This is a genomic window from Pseudomonas sp. LAMO17WK12:I5 (genome assembly GCF_900215165.1).
Classification (GTDB): Bacteria; Pseudomonadota; Gammaproteobacteria; order Pseudomonadales; family Pseudomonadaceae; genus Aquipseudomonas; species Aquipseudomonas putida_A.
The window spans coordinates 164,894-180,197 of sequence record NZ_OBDS01000008.1; the positions used below are offsets into that span (position 1 = coordinate 164,894).

Genomic DNA, 15,304 nt, shown 5'->3' on the forward strand with positions numbered 1-15,304 from the left:
AACATCAGTCGTTCTTACACTGAATATCGTTTACTCTCTTTTCAAACGCTTCAGCATCACGTTGTCCAGTTACACTCTTCAAGAAGGGAGCTACAGGTGACTCGACAGCTTCGAAAACAGAGACTGCCGCGCCCTTCCAACTGGTGACCACATAATTCTCGCGAATATTTTTTTCTTTTAACAAGAGTTCGTCTGGATGCGACACATACCACTCTATCCGGTCAGCCCAGACTGATACATCCCATGGGTCCAGATATTCAATAAAGTCTTGACCCGCCTCAGGAATCGACGCGGCATTCGATGCCAAACAAAATTTCCCAGCAGCCAGGCTTTCAACTACCGGAAGACCCCATCCCTCATAAAGCGAAGGAAATGCGGTCATTTGGCAGTTCTTATATAAATGAACGAGATCAGAATCAGAAATATTATTCAAAACACGAATATAGGATTTGGTCCTTGGATCCAGGTCCAAGTCTTTAAGAAAATCGTTTACCCCCCACCCGGACATCCCCACAAAAACCAACTGGGGCAAATCAGTGACACCCTTATCTATCAGCCGCGTATAAGCACGATATAAAACTTCATGATTTTTTCTGCGCTCTATAGTTGAAACGAAGAGAATATACTTATTCTTCATCAAGGAAACGACTTCAGGCCCCATTACAGAAGCCACGTCCTGAGATACATGGCAGCCGAGTTTTATAACTGACATGGCCGGTTCAGGCGCACCCAGCTCTGAAAGCAGCAATTGAAGATCCTTCCGCGTGCATTCAGATATACAAATAATTTTATCAGCGCACCAGGCGACATCTGTAAAATAATTCGCAAACTTTGCTGCCACATCGCCAACACAAAGATGAGGCAGCCTTACAGGGATAACATCATAGCAACACAAAACAACCTTCATCCCCATAAACTTTTTGAGTTTATAGAGATACACAAGGTCTTTATTATCCCAATCCAAACCGACTGAAATGTAACAATCTCCTTTCGAGAAAGGATTCTCAGCTATATTAAGATCTGTTTTTACTTTCATGACAACATGACTGTTACTTGCCGGCTTCATGAATGACAGCATGGCGGAGCGCAAATACCGAAGAGCTATGACCCCTTCAATAATTGCCGTTCTACGGCGTTGGAAAAATTGATACAGCAAACCACTGATCTTCGTTGGCAACCGACTGGTAACCTTCAAAGCGACCTCTTTAAGGCGGGCCTCCAGCGATTTTTTATGCTGACCCTGGTTCGAAACTATCGTTGCCACTGCCAAATGTGAACCTGAAATTCTTTTCAGAGTTGACGCAACATGATCAGCAGAAACGTCGACATATCCAGACGCGCCATTGAACGAACAAAATTTCACATCCTCGCCATTCGCGATTCGCGTTAAAGCATAAGCCGCGCACTCAGCTTCAGTCCGGATAATACCAACGGCCGGACGATGCCAGCCTAGTATGGTAGTAACGTCAAACCAAGTAGTCATGACTCAAGTGCCTTTTGTGTAATGTTGTTATGCGCAGCCAAAGGGATTGCACCAAGACTCTCAGCCCACGTCAAAGAGTTACGACTGGCTCTATCTGAACCCTCTGGACCTAATTTCTCCGGACTGCACAGGCGATGTCTGATTGCGCTGTGAAATTCAGCCGATGTTCGCGCTACTGTTATCTCTGGCAGAGTAAGATACTGTTCAAAACCTCTGAAAGCGGCCTCGGTACCAATGACGTACTTCCCCGAATAAATAGCTTCAGCCGTTTTTATATTCGAACCGCCTCCATGAGGAATCGGCAAAAGAAACGCATGAGCCAGCGTCTTCACCGCATCTAGATCGTCGTCAGGAAGCATGTACAGCAACTGCAAGCGGGACAAGTTCAAAGCCCCCCAACGAGTGTTGCTAAGTGTCGCTTCCAAGTGCTCACATACACTGCCTACTACGACTAACTTGCTGTCGGGAGGGATGCATGCCAATGAATTACCTAAACACTCATTGAACCCCATAAAATTTGGAGGATGGGCGCTGGCTACATATAAAATCCAAGGACTTTTAGGAAGCCGCTCTTTCCATAATTCCAGGTTTTCCTGCTTTGCAGTCCAAGGTGCAATACCGTTCGGTGCTAACAGCGGATTCTTTGCCCCCCAACTTGATAGGATATCGAAGTCCGATTGAGTCACGGCGATTGTAATGTCGGCTTCTTTGGCAGCCTTACGCTCCAGACTGTCGATGTCCGAAATTACTTCCTCAGCACCTTTCACTTGGTAACTGTCCAAGATCTCTTTTTTTAATGGTGATTCTATATTTTGAGAACCGTAGATCAGGCAAGCATTTGCATACTGCGGCATTTTTTTAATTTTAAGAACCAACGGCCACAACCAAGGCTGTTCCACATGGATCGCATCAATAACGGGTGGTAGCTTTTTGAGTATAGATAGAAAGCCACCCTTCTCAGAGCTTGCATATTCTCCAGAGAGCAAGTCATTAATCAAAGGTACCATCTTGCCTTTGTATTTCCTGAAGTTAGATCCTGGCGCAAACTCTACGTCATTCTTGCCCAGCGCGGCCGGCGGGTATCCCTCAGGCTCGTAAACCGCCACATGAACAACGCTCCAACCATTGACGCTAAAGGTTTTGGCGATATTTGCGACCCTTACCTGTCCGCCATGTCGCGGAATGGCAATGGGATATGTACTTAGCAATAAAACCGTCTTCAAAATATAAACCTATAGTATCAATATTTCGCAAACCACCATGGTACTGCATCGATGCTTAGCTGACCTGCCGCAGTGATGCATGCGACATCGAAAACATAATTACTTAAACACCATTAATCAGTGACTCGATCTCTTTCAAGCGGTCCCAGATCATCCCCTCACCCACTCTTGCCTCCACGTTCAACCGCAACAAAGGTTCAGTATTCGATCCCCGCAGATTGAACCGCCAGTCCGCGAAGGAGACGCTGATGCCGTCTGTCCTGTCGATGTGTGGATTTTGAGGCAAATAGTGATCCAACACCTTCTGCAACGTAGCGGAAACATCTTCAACGCGGTAGTTAATCTCGCCCGTGCACGGGTACGCTTCTATTCGCTCGTCCACCAGCTGTGCAAGAGTCTTGCCCGTCGTCGACATCAACGCCGTAATCAAGAGCCACGGAATCATTCCACTGTCGCAATATGCAAAATCACGGAAGTAATGGTGCGCACTCATTTCACCGCCATAAATGGCATCTTCAAGGCGCATACGCTCTTTGATGAATGCGTGCCCGGTTTTGCATAACACCGCGACGCCGCCGGCCTTCTCCACTTGGTTGATCGTGTTCCACGTCAAGCGCGGGTCATGAATGATCTTGCTACCCGGGTGCTGCTTGAGCAACATCTCGGCTAACAGCCCTACGAGGTAGTACCCCTCGATGAAGCGACCTGTTGCGTCAAAAAAGAAACAACGATCGAAATCACCATCCCAAGCCAGCCCCAGATCACAACCGTTTGCCTGTAACGCTTGCTGAGTGAGGTCGCGGTTTTCTGGCAGCAGCGGATTTGGTACGCCGTTAGGGAAGTTTCCGTCAGGTTCTGCGTTGATGATGACCCAATCAAAAGGCAACTTGCCGATCAACTCTTGCAGCACGGGGCCAGCAGCGCCGTTGCCCGGATCTGCGAGGATCTTCAGTGGTTTAAGACTGGCCACGTTTACATAGCTGAGTAAATGCTCGATATAGCGGGTCTTGTCCAGCTCTAAGCGGACTTCACCCCTGGAATCAGCCAGCGGCCCAAGATCGCCACTTTCCACTCTGTCACGAATTGCATTGAGCCCCGTATCACCACTGATTGGGCGCGATTCGGACTTCACCAGTTTCATCCCGTTATAACCCTTGGGATTATGACTCGCGGTAATCATGACTCCGCCATCAGCCTTGAATGCGCTCGTAGCGAAGTAAACTTCTTCGGTACCACACAAACCGATGTCGATGACATTTGCACCCGCTTCACACAAACCTCGTGTCATTGCCTCGGCCAGCATCGGGCTTTCGAGTCTCATGTCTCGCCCCAGCACAATATTTTTGCCCTGCAACTCGGCAACTATGGCCCGGCCTATCCTGTAGGCGACATCGTCATTGAGGTCAGCCGGTACTTGGCCACGAATGTCATAGGCTTTGAAACACTGGGTTTTGATAGGGGTGTGCATACCGCTCTCTTGCTGAGGTATGTGGAGGCGAGGAGGTGTGACTGCACTTCTCTTGCCGGAATGGAAGTGCACCGACGCAGGCCAGTGCAAGTAAACCTGATCGGTTCAGACCTCACCGACCAGGTTTGTGACTGAAAAGCGCGGTTAGTTGTCTACGCGCCCGTATTTATCTTCGAAACGGACGATATCGTCCTCACCGAGATAATCGCCACTCTGCACTTCAATAAGCACCAGGTCTATAACACCGGGGTTCATCAACCGATGCTGGTGGCCGGCGCGAATAAAGGTGGATTCGTTGGTGTTCAGCATCAACTCCTGCTGATCGTTGACGACCACAGCCATTCCACTGACGACAATCCAGTGCTCGCTTCTGTGGTGGTGCATCTGTAAAGACAACGAAGCTTTTGGCTTCACCACAATACGCTTGATCTTGAAGCGCTCACCATTTTCCAGCGTCGTGTAAGTACCCCAAGGGCGATGCACGGTGCGGTGGAGCAAATGAACCGTGTGACTGGCCGCCTTGAGCTGATTGACGATGTGCTTGACATCTTGAGCGTGATCTTTGTGGGCGATCATCACCGCATCCGGGGTGTCAATCACCAGTAAATCCTCCACACCCACCAGTGCGGTAAGACGACCTTCGCTGTTGACGTAGTTGTTTCGCGAATTGTGAGACAACACCTCGCCTTCAAAGCGGTTGCCGTTCTCATCTGCAGCAGTCAGTTCACTGACAGCGTTCCAAGAGCCAATGTCGCTCCAGCCAATATCGCAAGGAATAGTCGCTACTTTGGAGGAGCGTTCCATCAATGCGTAATCGATTGAAATGTCTGGAACCCCTGCGAACGCGTCAGCGTCGAGTGCTAGGCAACGGTATTTGTCAGACGAAGTGAGACGCGAGCTCTCAATAGTCTTGACGACAGCTTCCACTACCTCCGGCGCGTGCAGACGGAGCTCTTCCAGCACGGTGCCAACCCGGAAACAGAACATGCCAGAGTTCCAAAAGTAGTTGCCGGCATCGACATAACCTTGGGCGGTTTCAAGATTCGGTTTTTCGACAAAGCGAGCGACTTTCAATCCGCCCTTCAAAGGGGCATATTTCTGCGCTTCAATGTAACCGAAGCCTGTTTCAGGATAAGTGGGCTGAATGCCGAAGGTGACCAGCCATCCTTGAGATGCCAGCGACATAGCGTGGGCAACGGCCGCAGCAAAGGCTTTTTCGTCTTTTATCAGGTGGTCCGCAGCAAGCACCAACATATGGGCGTCAGGACCATACGTAGCTTCCAGCTGAAGCGCAGCAGCAGCAACAGCAGCGGCTGTGTTGCGCCCAAAAGGCTCCAGAATGAAACCTTGAGAATGCTTGGCTGTATTGACCGCGCCGTATTCATCTTCAGTCTTGAACAGGAGTTCACGGTTGGTCACCGTAAGAATCTCCACAACACTTTCCAGGCGCGAGGCACGCAAAAAGGTCTTCTGAATCAGGTTCTGACCACCTGGCAGCTCCATGAACGGCTTTGGATGGGCTTCACGTGAGACAGGCCACAAGCGGCTGCCCACTCCGCCAGACAAAATTACGGGAATCAGTTCCATGCTCTAAATCCTTAATCCCCATCTGGCAGATACAACCAGAAAGTGGGGCTCAGTTATGTTTCCGGTCATTGCTGCATCAAATCGACGCAAATTCCTTGCTCGAAGCAGACTCCCCTAACGGCTACTCAGCTTCGGGTCAAACCCGGTGGTTCCAAGCCTGTGCCAAGCTGTTTGGTCTGCACGGCTATCCTTCCGGACGCTCCCATTCTCCTTTTGGAAACATTCCGGAGAATCGAAAGCATTCACGGTACAGAAACGCAGACCAAAGAAACTCGAGCTACGCAGCTCTCCCTCGGGATCAAATAATTCTCCCTCTTATTCTACAGCTAGTGCGCAAAATTAATAACTCATACCGACGCGGGGCAAAAAAATCAGTTAAAAAACAAACAAATGCCCCAAGCGACCGACATCAAAATAACATCAGTCACTAAATTGGATCAAATCTTGAAGAGTGCGAATGGGAGTATCAGCCCTGATAACGGATAGCGAAATCAAGCTCGCGCTTGGAAATCAGCGCGCTACGGAAGCGAACTTCAGCCGCCAGCTCCTTCAAGGAGTTTTTCTAAATAGCGTCCATAACCTGTTTTTCTGAGGCGTCGGGCTTGTACTGCCAGCTCCGCAGCCGAGATCCACCCACTGCTGTACGCAATCTCTTCCAGACAGGCGACCTTCAAGCCCTGGCGCTTTTCGATGGTATGCACGAAGTGACTGGCCTCTAGCAGCGAATCATGCGTACCGGTATCAAGCCATGCGAAGCCGCGACCGAGCATTTCGACCTTAAGGGATTTTTGCTCGAGATAGGCCAGATTGACATCGGTAATTTCGAGCTCGCCGCGCGCGGACGGCTTGATCTTCTTGGCAATTTCGACAACCTGATTATCGTAGAAATAGAGACCTGTCACAGCGTAGCTGGACTTGGGCACCAGGGGCTTTTCCTCGATACTCAATGCAGATCCATTAGCGTCAAACTCAACCACACCAAAGCGCTCGGGATCAGAAACGTGATACCCGAAGATAGTGGCACCCTGCTCTCGCAGGCAGGCGGACCGCAAATTGTCCGAGAAGTGCTGACCGTAAAAAATATTGTCTCCCAAGATCAGACAGCAAGGATCATCACCAATGAACTCTTCACCGATAATGAAAGCCTGAGCCAGCCCGTCCGGGCTCGGCTGTTCGGCGTAGCACAGCCTGATGCCATATTGGCTACCGTCGCCCAACAGCTTTTGAAAGCACGGCAAATCTTCTGGCGTGGAAATAATCAGAATTTCGCGTATCCCCGCCAACATCAGTACAGACAAGGGATAGAAGATCATCGGCTTGTCGTAGATCGGCAGCATCTGCTTGGACACGCCAAGGGTCAGCGGGTGCAAACGCGTACCCGAACCGCCGGCGAGGATGATGCCTTTACGATTTATCGTGGTCATTTATTGAGAACTTCCGTAAGCATTCGGGTTACACCACTGCGCCAATCCGGCAAGTGCAAAGAAAAACTCTCGCGCAGCTTTCCGGTATTCAACCGGGAGTTCAGTGGGCGACAGGCTGGCGTTGGATAGGCAGACGTCTCGATCGCATTGATATTCTTCACACAGAGCTCTTCCCCATGCGCTTTGGCGAAGTCGATCACGTGAGTTGCATATCCATGCCAAGACACCTCGCCTGCGGCCGCCAGGTGATAAAGACCTGACAACTCAGGACGCAGGAAAACCTGTCGTAGGGTCAAGGCACTGATGTCCGCAATCAGGTCTGCACCGGTTGGCGCCCCCATCTGATCGGCGATGACACTCAGACTTTCGCGCTCTTTTGCCAGACGTAACATGGTTTTGGCGAAATTATTGCCACGAGCGCCATACACCCAGCTTGTGCGAAAGATAAGATGCTTGCAGCCGGATTCGATGATCAATCGCTCCCCGGCAAGCTTGCTGGCACCATAGCGATTCACCGGAGCCACGGCATCACTTTCCCGCCATGGTGCAGATCCATACCCATCGAACACGTAGTCCGTCGAGTAATGGACCAGCCATCCACCCAGCGCTTTCACCTCTTGCGCCAATACTCCAACAGCGCTCGCGTTTACAAGAACCGCCAGCTCAGTCTCGGCCTCGGCCTTGTCGACTGCGGTGTAAGCGGCCGCATTGACCACGACATCCGGCCTGATTGCGCGGACAGTTGCCCGTAACCGATCAATATTGCTCAGGTCACCGCACAGGCCATCGGTTACTTCACGATCCAGTGCCACCAACTCGCCGAGGGGCGCGAGAGAGCGCTGCAACTCCCAACCGACCTGGCCGTTTTTTCCCAGAAGAAGGATTTTCATGCCTTGCCCGCACGATCTGCGTAGCTCTGGTCAATCCACTGCTGGTAGCTGCCGCTCCTCACATGCGCGACCCATTCAGCATTATTCAGATACCACTCCACCGTCTTGCGAATGCCGGTTTCGAAGGTTTCTTGCGGCGTCCAGCCAAGCTCGCGCTGGATCTTGCTGGCATCGATCGCGTAGCGCTGGTCATGGCCGGGCCGATCCTGAACATAGGTGATCAGACTGGCATGAGGGCAATGGGCGGACTCAGGACACATCTCGTCAAGCAATGCACACAGCGTGTGCACCACGTCGATGTTTTGCTTTTCGTTATGACCACCGATGTTATAGGTCTCGCCAACCACACCTTCGGTTACAACTTTGTAAAGTGCACGGGCATGATCTTCAACATAGAGCCAGTCACGGACCTGATCACCCTTGCCGTACACCGGCAACGGCTTGCCCTCCAGTGCATTGAGAATGATCAGTGGGATCAGTTTTTCGGGAAAATGGCACGGGCCGTAATTATTCGAGCAATTGGTCACCAGTGTCGGCAGCCCATAGGTTCTGGCCCAGGCGCGTACGAGATGATCGGAGCTGGCCTTACTCGCCGAATAGGGAGAGCTCGGCTGATAAGGTGTTTCTTCGGTGAAAAGGTCTTCCGGCCCTTCAAGGTCGCCGTAAACTTCGTCCGTCGAGATGTGATGGAAGCGAAAAGCTGATTTGCGATCGCCTTCCAGGCCCATCCAGTAGTGCCGGGCAGCTTCAAGAAGAGTGTATGTACCAATGATATTGGTCTGAATAAATTCGGAGGGACCGGAAATCGAGCGGTCGACATGCGACTCTGCGGCCAGATGCATGATCGCATCCGGCTGATGCACTTGCAGGACACGTTCAATCTCTGCGCGATCACAGATATCTACATGCTCGAAAACATAACGCGGGTCGTGACTGACTTGCGCCAGCGATTCAAGGTTACCGGCATACGTCAACTTGTCGACGTTCACTACGGAGTCGGATGTATTGGAAATGATGTGACGAATAACTGCCGAGCCAATAAACCCGGCACCGCCGGTTACTAGAATTTTCACGCGAAACCATACCCTTGAGGTGCTGACAGGGCTGCCAACCGAGCACTGTCTGATCCATGAATGCAAAAGCCCGAGTCGCAAGGCTTCTTTAAAAGCGAATTTTCAGTGACATGCAAATATGCCGCTGTCGAACAAACGCGGCATTTTACAGCTTAATGAACGCTTTACTAATGGATATGGACAGGCCGCGGTGCAAATTCATCACACCCCCACCCACAGCATTTCACCCCGATAGCTTGCGGGAAGCCCTGGAAGAACGCCCCAAAAACCAGCCCAGTACCGGCCCGATCAGCATCCCGACGAGCAAAGCAATTACCATGATCAGAGACACTGGAAGTTGCGGACCAGCCCAGCCAAGAAACATCAGCGAGATTGATTGCTGATTTTCCAGTACAAACGCCAGAATCACCAACACCAGCAGCAGAATAAAAACACCAAGAAGTATGCGCTTGAGGTTACGCATGAGTAACTCCTTGAAAAGTAGCGACTGTCAAACTCCCTCCTCCTCTTCCTCATTCACCCGGTCACGCAACTCCTTGCCCGGCTTGAAATGCGGAACGAATTTGCCGTCGAGACTAACCGACTGACCGGTCTTTGGATTGCGACCTACGCGCGGCGCACGATAGTGCAGGGAGAAGCTGCCAAACCCACGGATCTCGATGCGATCACCGGTGGCCAGGCACTGGGACATTTGTTCAAGCATGGTCTTGATGGCCAGCTCCACATCCTTGGATGAGAGTAGCCCTTGATGGGTGACAATTCGTTCGATCAACTCCGACTTCGTCATATTTTTCCCTTCTTTTTCAAGCAGCTAGATCAGCGCTTGAAAGGTTTTAGCACGCCCGGAAGATTTTGAACAGCCCAGGGATTGACATATCTTCCTTGGCGCCGAAACGCCTGTTTTCAGTGCACAAAAGCACAAGCCGAAGCAGCACACACTCAACGGCACATGACCAGCATGGTTCGAGTGACGTAGCCTGCGGGATTGAAGCCAAACGGATATTCATCTTCATCCTTGGCCTGATCAGATCGGGTGATTACCCTGTAACCCGCGCCCTTGCACTCCTTCGCTGCGCGCTTTTGGCATTTCTCCCACCCCGAACCCAGACCAGAGCAGTCGATCTCGATACCGCTGACGCCACGCACAGCATGCGTTTTGGCACTTGTGGTGCAGCCAGCCAGTACCAACACCGCAATCAAGACAATAAATCTGTTCATCCACTTCCTTATGCCAGGCAACGCCCGACTACTGCACGACTAATACCCAGCTTAGTCGCGAATAGGCGATTGATCCGATTAAAGAAACAGACAACCCGCTGAAGTGATTGGTTTCACCGTAGCCTCGATACACGCAAACCGCGGCGCGCACCGCCACCAAATCGCAAGCACAAAAAAGGGCGACCGAAGTCGCCCTTTTTCATGATCAAGCAGAACTTAGTTCTGTTTGGCCATTGCTTGACGCAGCAGTGCCGCCATAGTGGTGTCAGCTGCTTCACCTTCCGGAGCTGCTTTCAGGCTCTGGATGGCTTCTTTCTCTTCAGCATCGTCTTTCGACTTGATCGAGAGCTGGATTACGCGACTCTTGCGATCAACGCTGATGATCTTGGCTTCAACTTCCTGGCCTTCTTTCAGAACGTTGCGCGCGTCTTCAACGCGGTCACGGCTGATTTCAGAGGCTTTCAGGGTTGCTTCGATGTCGTCGGCCAGAACGATGATGGCGCCTTTGGCGTCAACTTCTTTCACGGTACCGGTCACGATAGCGCCCTTGTCGTTAACCGAGACGTACTCGGAGAACGGATCGCTTTCCAGTTGCTTGATGCCCAGGGAGATGCGCTCGCGCTCTGGGTCAACCGACAGGATGACGGTGTCCAGCTCGTCGCCCTTCTTGAAACGACGTACGGCTTCTTCGCCCACTTCGTTCCAGGAGATGTCGGACAGGTGAACCAGACCGTCGATGCCGCCGTCCAGACCAATGAAGATACCGAAATCGGTGATCGACTTGATGGTGCCGGAGATCTTGTCGCCCTTGTTGAACTGGCCAGAGAAGTCTTCCCATGGGTTCGACTTGCACTGCTTGATGCCCAGGGAGATACGACGACGCTCTTCGTCGATGTCCAGAACCATGACTTCCACTTCGTCGCCGACTTGTACGACTTTCGAAGGGTGGATGTTCTTGTTGGTCCAGTCCATTTCCGAAACGTGTACCAGACCTTCAACGCCTTCTTCCAGCTCAGCGAAGCAGCCGTAGTCAGTCAGGTTGGTTACACGAGCGGTAACACGAGTGCCTTCTGGGTAACGGGCTTTGATAGCAACCCATGGATCTTCGCCCAGTTGCTTCAGGCCCAGGGAAACACGGTTGCGTTCGCGATCGTATTTCAGAACCTTGACGTCGATTTCGTCACCAACGTTGACGATTTCGGAAGGATGCTTGATACGCTTCCACGCCATGTCGGTGATGTGCAGCAGGCCGTCCACGCCACCCAGATCGACGAATGCGCCGTAATCGGTGAGGTTTTTGACGATACCTTTGACTTGCTGGCCTTCCTGCAGGGATTCCAGCAGAGCTTCACGCTCGGCGGAGTTCTCGGCTTCCAGGACGCTGCGACGGGAAACGACAACGTTGTTGCGCTTCTGGTCCAGCTTGATGACCTTGAATTCCAGCTCTTTGCCTTCCAGGTGCGTGGTGTCGCGCACTGGACGGACGTCAACCAGGGAACCTGGCAGGAACGCACGGATGCCGTTAACGTCGACAGTGAAGCCGCCTTTAACCTTACCGTTGATAACGCCCTTGACCACTTCCTCAGCTGCGAAGGCTGCTTCCAGAACGATCCAGCATTCAGCGCGCTTGGCTTTTTCACGGGACAGCTTGGTTTCACCGAAACCGTCTTCAACCGAATCCAGAGCAACGTGAACTTCGTCACCGACATTGATAGTCAGATCACCAGCATCGTTGTAGAACTGTTCCAGCGGGATGAGTGCTTCAGACTTCAGGCCAGCGTGAACGGTTACCCAGCGAGCCTGGTAATCGATATCAACGATAACACCGGTGATGATGGAGCCTGCCTGAAGGTTCAGGGTCTTTAGGCTTTCTTCAAAGAGTTCCGCAAAGCTTTCGCTCATTTTAATTCCTGTAGATGAGGGCGAAGAATACGCCCATCTCCACACCCCAGACGGTGTGGGTTAGTTTCATTTAAAAGAAGCGCTGCAGGACTATGACTGGTCCCCTGCGGCCTTCTTGGTCACCCGGCGATATCGCGAATGGCGATCTCGCTCATGATGCGTTCAAGCACCTGATCGATGGACAACTCCGTGGAATCCAGCTGTATCGCATCAGCCGCCGGCTTGAGCGGGGCTACTGCGCGCTGGGTATCACGCTCGTCGCGTGCACGGATCTCATCTAGCAGACTCGACAGACTAACACCCTCGACTTTGCCCTTCAACTGCAAATATCGGCGTCGCGCCCGTTCCTCGGCACTGGCGGTGAGGAAAATCTTCAGCGGCGCATCCGGAAAAACCACTGTGCCCATGTCGCGACCGTCGGCCACCAGGCCCGGCGCTTCCTGGAAAGCACGCTGGCGCTGCAGCAGCGCCTCGCGTACCGCCGGCAATGCCGCCACCTGAGAAGCGCCGGAGCCGACGCTTTCAGTACGGATGACGTCGCTGACTTCATCGCCTTCCAGAATGATGCGCTGCAGCTGACCGTCGGTCGCCGCGATGAACTGCACATCCAGATGAGCGGCCAGTTTCTTCAGCAACTCTTCATTGGTCAGGTCGACACCATGGTTGTGCGCAGCAAACGCCAGCAGGCGATACAGCGCACCGGAATCCAGCAGGTTCCAGCCCAGACGCTTGGCCAGAATACCGGCGACCGTGCCCTTGCCCGAACCGCTAGGCCCATCGATGGTGATGACCGGTGCAATGTTTTTCACGACTGAGCCTCTTGAGCCACACGAATGCCGACCTGCGCGCACAATGCGAGGAAGTTCGGGAACGACGTCGCGACGTTGGCGCAATCATGAATGCGGATCGGTGCAGTGGCGCGCAGCGAAGCGACGCTGAAAGCCATGGCGATACGGTGATCACCGTGACCATGCACTTCGCCGCCACCGATCTGGCCGCCATCAATGATGATGCCGTCGGGAGTCGGCTGGCATTTGACGCCCAGCGCCAGCAAGCCGTCCGCCATAACTTGAATGCGATCCGATTCCTTGACCCGCAGCTCTTCGGCACCGGTCAGCACGGTACGACCTTCGGCACACGCCGCCGCCACGAACAGCACCGGGAATTCGTCGATGGCCAGTGGCACCAACGCTTCCGGAATCTCGATACCCTTGAGTTTAGCAGCGCGCACGCGCAGGTCAGCCACTGGCTCGCCGCCAACTTCACGCTGGTTTTCCAGAGTGATGTCCGCGCCCATCAGACGCAGAATGTCGATGACGCCGGTACGGGTCGGGTTGATGCCAACGTGCTCCAGCACCAGCTCGGAACCTTCGGCGATTGACGCCGCCACCAGGAAGAACGCCGACGACGAGATGTCGCCCGGCACTTCAATATGGGTCGCCGTCAGCTTGCCGCCGGACTCGACCGACGCGGTGGCGCCATCGACGCTTACCGGGTAGCCAAAACCGCGCAGCATGCGCTCGGTGTGGTCACGGGTCGGCGCCGGCTCGGTCACGGTGGTCTTGCCTTCGGCGTAAAGACCCGCCAGCAGCAGGCAGGACTTCACCTGAGCACTGGCCATCGGCATGGTGTAGGTCAGACCCTTGAGTTTGTGCCCGCCACGAATGGTCATCGGCGGACGACCTTCGGCGGCGGTTTCGATCACGGCGCCCATTTCACGCAGCGGATTGGCCACGCGATTCATCGGACGCTTGGACAGCGACGCATCGCCGGTCAGGGTGCTGTCGAAGTTCTGCGCCGCCAGCAGGCCGGACAACAGGCGCATCGAGGTGCCGGAGTTGCCCAGATAGATCGGACCCGGCGCAGGCTTCAGACCGTGCAGGCCGACGCCGTGAATGGTCACACGACCGTGGTGCGGGCCTTCGATGACCACGCCCATGTCGCGAAATGCCTGCAAGGTCGCCAGGGCATCTTCGCCCTCGAGGAAACCTTCAACCTCGGTCACGCCTTCGGCCAGCGAGCCGAGCATGATCGAGCGGTGGGAAATCGATTTGTCACCTGGTACGCGAATCCGACCGGACAGGCGGCCACCAGGTTGAGCCAGGAAAATCAGATCGTTGGAATTCATAGCGTCCACATAGGCCCTGCGGGCCAGGATTTTACTGAAATGCTCGCGGGCAACCCGGGCGCGCGTGAAGACGCCCAACAATTGGTGCCCATCCCCTGCATCGACCGCGTCGCGCAAGGCGTCGAGGTCGCTGCGAAATGTATCGAGTGTGCGCAGCACAGCCTCGCGGTTGGCGAGGAAGATGTCGTGCCACATCACCGGGTCGCTTCCGGCGATTCTTGTGAAATCGCGGAAACCGCCCGCAGCGTAACGGAAGATCTCAAGGTTTTCATTGCGTTTGGCCAACGAGTCGACCAGACCGAAGGCCAGCAGGTGCGGCAGATGACTGGTCGCAGCCAGCACTTCATCGTGGCGCTCGACCTGCATGTGCTCGACGTCGGCACCCAGTTCGCGCCACAAGCGATCGACCACCGCCAGTGCGGCCGGGTCGGTTTGCTCGAGCGGCGTCAGAATCACCTTGTGCCGACGGAACAGCTCAGAATTGGAAGCTTCCACCCCGCTCTGCTCGGAGCCGGCAATCGGATGGCCCGGCACGAAGCGCGCTGGCATACCGCCAAACGCCTCGGTCGCCGCGCGCACCACATTGCCCTTGGCGCTGCCGACATCGGTCAGAATCGCCTGCCCCAGATCAACGCTCGCCAGACGACCCAGGACTTTCTCCATGGCCAGAATCGGCACCGCCAGCTGAATCACGTCGGCGCCCTGACACGCAGCGATCAGATCATCTTCACAACGGTCCACCACACCCAACTCGACCGCCAGCTTGCGCGATTGCGGGTCGAGATCGACCCCGACCACCTCGCGGCAGAGACCGCTTTCACGCAAGCCTTTGGCAAACGAACCACCGATCAAGCCCAGACCGACCACTACAAGGCGACCGATCATAGGTGCAGCAGATTGCAGAGCAG

General features: G+C 53.7%; 13 protein-coding genes. All 13 read right to left on the reverse strand.

Annotation, left to right across the window (positions count from 1 at the left end; translation table 11 throughout):
- Positions 1 to 4: 4 nt before the first annotated feature.
- Complete coding sequence (locus CRO59_RS15835) at positions 5 to 1,483, reverse strand: glycosyltransferase family 1 protein (protein WP_097088363.1); 1,479 nt, start codon at positions 1,481 to 1,483, stop codon at positions 5 to 7.
- Positions 1,480 to 2,706, reverse strand: a complete 1,227-nt coding sequence (locus tag CRO59_RS15840; protein ID WP_143503088.1) for a glycosyltransferase family 4 protein — start codon at positions 2,704 to 2,706, stop codon at positions 1,480 to 1,482. Before CRO59_RS15840 ends, CRO59_RS15835 begins: the two co-directional genes overlap by 4 nt.
- Before the next feature lie 103 nt (positions 2,707 to 2,809).
- Positions 2,810 to 4,174, reverse strand: coding sequence for a phosphomannomutase (locus CRO59_RS15845; protein ID WP_097088367.1), 1,365 nt, complete (start codon positions 4,172 to 4,174; stop codon positions 2,810 to 2,812).
- A 144-nt stretch (positions 4,175 to 4,318) separates the two neighbouring features.
- Entirely contained in the window at positions 4,319 to 5,761 is a 1,443-nt protein-coding gene (locus tag CRO59_RS15850) for a mannose-1-phosphate guanylyltransferase/mannose-6-phosphate isomerase (protein ID WP_097088371.1), read from the reverse strand.
- Positions 5,762 to 6,294: 533 nt separating this feature from the next.
- Positions 6,295 to 7,185, reverse strand: coding sequence for a glucose-1-phosphate thymidylyltransferase RfbA (gene rfbA / locus CRO59_RS15855; RefSeq protein ID WP_097088372.1), 891 nt, complete (start codon positions 7,183 to 7,185; stop codon positions 6,295 to 6,297).
- Complete coding sequence (gene rfbD, locus CRO59_RS15860) at positions 7,182 to 8,075, reverse strand: dTDP-4-dehydrorhamnose reductase (protein ID WP_097088374.1); 894 nt, start codon at positions 8,073 to 8,075, stop codon at positions 7,182 to 7,184. The genes rfbA and rfbD overlap by 4 nt, the downstream gene beginning before the upstream one ends.
- Positions 8,072 to 9,148 carry a dTDP-glucose 4,6-dehydratase gene (gene rfbB / locus CRO59_RS15865; RefSeq protein WP_097088375.1) on the reverse strand — a complete coding sequence of 359 codons (1,077 nt, stop codon included), beginning with the start codon at positions 9,146 to 9,148 and terminating at the stop codon, positions 8,072 to 8,074. The genes rfbD and rfbB overlap by 4 nt, the downstream gene beginning before the upstream one ends.
- 223 nt (positions 9,149 to 9,371) lie before the next feature.
- The gene (locus CRO59_RS15870) at positions 9,372 to 9,611 is read right to left on the reverse strand and encodes a LapA family protein (protein WP_097088377.1); all 240 of its coding nucleotides are present in this window, start codon (positions 9,609 to 9,611) and stop codon (positions 9,372 to 9,374) included.
- Positions 9,612 to 9,638: 27 nt separating this feature from the next.
- Complete coding sequence (gene ihfB / locus CRO59_RS15875) at positions 9,639 to 9,935, reverse strand: integration host factor subunit beta (RefSeq protein WP_003189779.1); 297 nt, start codon at positions 9,933 to 9,935, stop codon at positions 9,639 to 9,641.
- 152 nt (positions 9,936 to 10,087) lie between these two features.
- On the reverse strand, positions 10,088 to 10,366 hold the full coding sequence (locus tag CRO59_RS15880; RefSeq protein ID WP_027612423.1) for a hypothetical protein: 279 nt from the start codon (positions 10,364 to 10,366) through the stop codon (positions 10,088 to 10,090).
- 216 nt (positions 10,367 to 10,582) lie between these two features.
- Positions 10,583 to 12,268: a 30S ribosomal protein S1 gene (gene rpsA / locus CRO59_RS15885; protein WP_027612422.1), complete on the reverse strand. Its 1,686-nt coding sequence runs from the start codon at positions 12,266 to 12,268 to the stop codon at positions 10,583 to 10,585.
- Positions 12,269 to 12,387: 119 nt separating this feature from the next.
- Positions 12,388 to 13,077 (reverse strand): (d)CMP kinase, encoded by a 690-nt coding sequence (gene cmk / locus CRO59_RS15890; protein WP_015093983.1) that lies wholly within the window; start codon positions 13,075 to 13,077, stop codon positions 12,388 to 12,390.
- Complete coding sequence (locus tag CRO59_RS15895; RefSeq protein WP_256578440.1) at positions 13,074 to 15,281, reverse strand: bifunctional prephenate dehydrogenase/3-phosphoshikimate 1-carboxyvinyltransferase; 2,208 nt, start codon at positions 15,279 to 15,281, stop codon at positions 13,074 to 13,076. The genes cmk and CRO59_RS15895 overlap by 4 nt, the downstream gene beginning before the upstream one ends.
- Positions 15,282 to 15,304 lie beyond the last annotated feature (23 nt).

Bases quoted from the DNA above. Each gene is read 5' to 3' on its own strand.
- CRO59_RS15835 (WP_097088363.1), bottom strand. From the start codon at position 1,483: ATGACTACTTGGTTTGACGTTACTACCATACTAGGCTGGCATCGTCCG.
- CRO59_RS15845 (WP_097088367.1), bottom strand. From the start codon at position 4,174: ATGCACACCCCTATCAAAACCCAGTGTTTCAAAGCCTATGACATTCGT.
- CRO59_RS15850 (WP_097088371.1), bottom strand. From the start codon at position 5,761: ATGGAACTGATTCCCGTAATTTTGTCTGGCGGAGTGGGCAGCCGCTTG.
- rfbA (WP_097088372.1), bottom strand. From the start codon at position 7,185: ATGACCACGATAAATCGTAAAGGCATCATCCTCGCCGGCGGTTCGGGT.
- rfbD (WP_097088374.1), bottom strand. From the start codon at position 8,075: ATGAAAATCCTTCTTCTGGGAAAAAACGGCCAGGTCGGTTGGGAGTTG.
- CRO59_RS15870 (WP_097088377.1), bottom strand. From the start codon at position 9,611: ATGCGTAACCTCAAGCGCATACTTCTTGGTGTTTTTATTCTGCTGCTG.
- ihfB (WP_003189779.1), bottom strand. From the start codon at position 9,935: ATGACGAAGTCGGAGTTGATCGAACGAATTGTCACCCATCAAGGGCTA.
- CRO59_RS15880 (WP_027612423.1), bottom strand. From the start codon at position 10,366: ATGAACAGATTTATTGTCTTGATTGCGGTGTTGGTACTGGCTGGCTGC.
- rpsA (WP_027612422.1), bottom strand. From the start codon at position 12,268: ATGAGCGAAAGCTTTGCGGAACTCTTTGAAGAAAGCCTAAAGACCCTG.
- CRO59_RS15895 (WP_256578440.1), bottom strand. From the start codon at position 15,281: ATGATCGGTCGCCTTGTAGTGGTCGGTCTGGGCTTGATCGGTGGTTCG.